This is a genomic window from Fulvivirga marina, assembly GCF_016775155.1.
Taxonomy (GTDB): Bacteria; Bacteroidota; Bacteroidia; order Cytophagales; family Cyclobacteriaceae; genus Fulvivirga; species Fulvivirga marina.
Map to the genome: position 1 here is coordinate 1 of NZ_JAEUGD010000010.1, position 3,931 is coordinate 3,931.

The window sequence follows — 3,931 nt, forward strand, 5'->3', positions numbered from 1 at the left end:
AAACCTGGACCACCCAATCAGCACAAGGCGGCTACAGCATACATAACATCAACTACGACCTGAACGGTAACATCCAGAGCCTCAACCGGCAATCTATAGAAGAAGACCTGCGCACCATAGATGCCCTGACCTACAACTATGCCAACGGAGGCAACCAGCTCACCGCTGTCAGTGATGCCGCAGGGTGGGAAGGCTTCACCGATAAAAACACTACAGGAGACGACTACGAGTACGATGCCAATGGCAACATGATCGTAGACAGGAACAAAGGCATCACCATCACCTACAACCACCTGAACCTACCCGTAAAAGTAGAGAAAGACACCAGCAACTACATCGTCTATCACTACGACGCTACCGGCGTAAAACAAGAACAGATCGTCTATGAAGAAGGCAAAGCCCCCAAAAGCACCCGGTACTTCGGAGAGCTGATCTATGANTCCCAGCGCGCTTTGAGACAGAAACGGCATCGGATGAAGAAAAGCTATATAGTGGAATAGCCAACACACGGGTAAAGTTCCCAAGTGCAGATGCAACCAATAGTGATATCAACGTGGCGGGAGACGATGAAGTCATTGGCCTGAACAATCAGATATCAGCAGGAGCCGCCCTGAGTACCCCCGTAGGCCCCGGAGATAAACTGGATATGCAAGTCTACAGCTACTATGAAGCCGGGGATTATGGCGGCTTACAGACTGGCAATGCTGTGTTGATGGCCGTAGCCGGGGCTTTTGGAGGCGCAAACGGCGGCAATACCTACGAGCAATCGACTTATGATGCTTTTAGCAGTGCGGATGGAGCAGGGATGTTGGTAAGTGGAAATGATGCAGGTGATGCGAGGCCAGCAGCCTATTTGAATTACATCCTGTTCGATGAAAAAATGAACCCTTACAAATTTGGGCACGCTCAAATCACGGGAACCGCCAACAGCCACGAGCTAGTGACCTTGAATGATGTTATTGTAGAGGAAGCAGGCTTTGCCTATATTTACCTGAGCAATGAGAGTGACAGCCCGTTGCCGGTGTTCTTTGATGATATGAATGTGGTGCTTACGGAGGGTAATGTGGTGCAGAAGGATGATTATTATCCCTTTGGGCTGCAATTTAACTCATGGAACAGGGTAACCACTAAACCCAATAAACACCTTTACAATGGTAAAGAGCTACAAACGGACCTTGGACTAAACTGGTATGATTACGGGCTAAGGTTTTATGATCCGGTATTAGGAAGATGGCCTGTTATAGACCCACTGGCAGATGAGTTTCATTCATGGTCTTCCTATAATTACACATTTAATAATCCTGTAAGATTTACTGATCCTGACGGAGCTGCACCAACTGATATAATAGTATTGTCCTATGGTGGTTCACAACGAAACCATACATTCGGCCATCAAGCAGTTTTGATAGGTAATGATAAAGATGGATATGTTTTTTATTCACGAGATAAGGATGGGTCATATACAAACTCAGAAGGTGATGTTGTTAATGACAATTATACAATAAAGAGCTTTGATTCTATTGAAGAGTTTGCGAACTCAGAGTATAACACCTTTAAGGAAGATTATGATGATGATGAAGGTTTTAAACATTCTGAAAGAGACAGTGATGGAAATATTAAGCAACGTTTTAAAGAAGGATATAGAATTAAAACAGATTCAGAAACTGATGAAAAAATGAAAGCTGCTGCTGACGCTAAAACGAAGGAAAGTTTTAGTTTATTTAGCAGTAATTGTACTCATGGTTGCAAAGAGGCTCTAGATGCAGGAGGGTTAAATAATGGAGAAAGCACTGATGGTTCTAAGAATTATTTACCTCAAACAAAACAGGAAGAAATTGAAAGAAGTAATAAGGGTACGGATATAGATGATCAATTAGTGCCAAAGAGAGATAAATAACTGTAATGTATGAAAAAGTTAATATATATTTTGCTGACTTTAGTTCTTTTGATCTTTGGGGGGTACTATGGTATAAGCGTTTTATTAAATAATAGTGGGCAGTTCACTAATTACTATTTTTATCCTTCATCCTCAATTAAGAGCTCCAAGGATTTAGACATTTTTTTAAATGAAGTTCCTGAAGAAAATATCCTTTATGAAGGAGATTCAGTGTTTATGTCAGGTGTAAAAAAGGATATCTTGTTTTGGTTCGATACGTCAAAGACAGAAAAGTCTTTTGGTTTTCTTAACCTATTCGCACGAGATATAATTTATGATGATCTTAGGACGTTGCGAGTAGGCTTCATAGATGATAAAAAGCGGTTTAGCACTTATAATAATAACTATCATTTTAAGTTTTCAGAATCAAATAATCTTGAAACCATTCATACCAGTTCAGGTAAACGCTTTAAAATAGGGAGTGTTGCTGAAATAGTTTTCTTTAATAAAAAGAATAAGGAAAAGATTGGGACAGTCAAAATAAGGGTTGGGTAACTAGCTCTTTTAGTTCTTTCCTCTGTTCCCGCCATATATGTGGTGGTTTGAATGAGAAAATAGAGAAGCCTTGCAGTAAAAAATGCAGGGCTTTTTTATTGATTTTATGTCACATATGATTACAAATGATTACAAGTCAATACAAATTAGCGCACTACAAAATGCGTGCAGAATAAATTCCGGGTGTATAAAGAAAATTTTGCATACATAAAAAACAGCGAAAATAGAGCGAACATATTTTTGTTTTTACTTATCTTTACTGGTATGCTGGAATTTGATATTAAATCACCACAGGATACATTAGGAGTTGTAAAAGCTACTGTGCATAAAAGTGGTAAACTAGGTTTTTCTTCAGGGGCTATAAAAATGCTAGGTTTAGAAAACGAAGGCCATAGGTATTATAAGGTGGCTACAAATAAAGCAGATTCTGAAGATGATAGTTTGTATCTAATAGTTGCAAGTAAAGGAGAAGAAGATGTGTTTAAGGCTAGTAAAGCAGGTCAGTATTATTACCTAAGAGTAAAGCATGTATTAGATGAGATGACTGTAGATTATAAGAATGAAAAAGTGATCTATGATATCAGAAAGGTGGAAGAGAAAGAAATTAAGTATTATAAATTAACAAGGAGGAAGCCGATAAGTAGAGCTAATTAAAAATATATAAAAAAACCCTAAGAGGATTTGGCGGTCGATCTTAGGGTTTGGAATATCCAAGTTGTCATGCATTGGTAAACGTAGGCTTATCACCTCCGTGTATATTCCCTTTTTGTTTACACAAATATACGATAGAAAGTTATAAAAAACTATTGTAAAGTTAGTGTTAGACTGCCATAGTTAAGTATATGTGATAATAAAAATTATTGAATCTATGGTAAAAATAGAGAAAGTTCAAACGACAGTTACTCAAAGATTTAGTGCTGTTGTAATACAAGAAGCATGGGATAAAGGACATGTAGTTCCTGGTTTAAACAAAGACTCATGGAGAGAAGATGATAATGGTAATCTGCTGAAAAGAGCTGATTATGGTAATAGTTCATCTAATTATGGATGGAAAGTATCTGCAAGGTCACGTCCTTTAGCTCTTGCTGATTGTCTGGTGATGCTAACTGTTCGGTTGAACGTAGCATAAAAAAACCAAGCCTTTTAGTATGGAGACTTTCGGGCTCGGCTTTAATGTACTCGCAATACAAACATAAGCCTAAAAAGATAAGTCTCCTAGTGGGCCTGTACTAGACAGGAAACACCCAAGTATATGAAAGGAGGTGTTTAAGATGTCCAAAACTCGTGAAGGGAAAAAGATCGTTTCTGTTCCTGCTCATACAAGGAGGTTAGGGGGCAAGACGATTAAAGTTCCCGCTCATAAGCGTTCTACGCCTAACTAAAATTAAAGGTGGCTTTTGCTGCCTTTTTTTATGTCATTCTAAGTGCGCTTGTGTAAGCACCCCCGTTTTAGGACTCCATAAAAGTATAAATTCTATTAATTATTATTGTTATAATAGG

The 3,931-nt window shown here is 38.6% G+C and carries 4 protein-coding genes; all 4 read left to right on the forward strand.

Annotated features, from left to right (window positions below):
• Positions 1–553: 553 nt before the first annotated feature.
• Positions 554–1,897, forward strand: coding sequence for an RHS repeat-associated core domain-containing protein (locus tag JMN32_RS27605; protein ID WP_202854927.1), 1,344 nt, complete (start codon positions 554–556; stop codon positions 1,895–1,897).
• Between the two features lie 9 nt (positions 1,898–1,906).
• On the forward strand, positions 1,907–2,431 hold the full coding sequence (locus tag JMN32_RS03630) for a hypothetical protein (RefSeq protein ID WP_202854928.1): 525 nt from the start codon (positions 1,907–1,909) through the stop codon (positions 2,429–2,431).
• Positions 2,432–2,695: 264 nt separating this feature from the next.
• Positions 2,696–3,085, forward strand: coding sequence for a hypothetical protein (locus JMN32_RS03635; RefSeq protein ID WP_202854929.1), 390 nt, complete (start codon positions 2,696–2,698; stop codon positions 3,083–3,085).
• A gap of 214 nt (positions 3,086–3,299) precedes the next feature.
• Complete coding sequence (locus JMN32_RS03640; RefSeq protein WP_202854930.1) at positions 3,300–3,560, forward strand: hypothetical protein; 261 nt, start codon at positions 3,300–3,302, stop codon at positions 3,558–3,560.
• Positions 3,561–3,931: the final 371 nt, after the last annotated feature.

What these genes read in the sequence shown, in the direction of transcription:
- JMN32_RS03630 (WP_202854928.1), top strand. Translation starts at nt 1,907, where the DNA reads ATGAAAAAGTTAATATATATTTTGCTGACTTTAGTTCTTTTGATCTTT.
- JMN32_RS03635 (WP_202854929.1), top strand. Translation starts at nt 2,696, where the DNA reads ATGCTGGAATTTGATATTAAATCACCACAGGATACATTAGGAGTTGTA.
- JMN32_RS03640 (WP_202854930.1), top strand. Translation starts at nt 3,300, where the DNA reads ATGGTAAAAATAGAGAAAGTTCAAACGACAGTTACTCAAAGATTTAGT.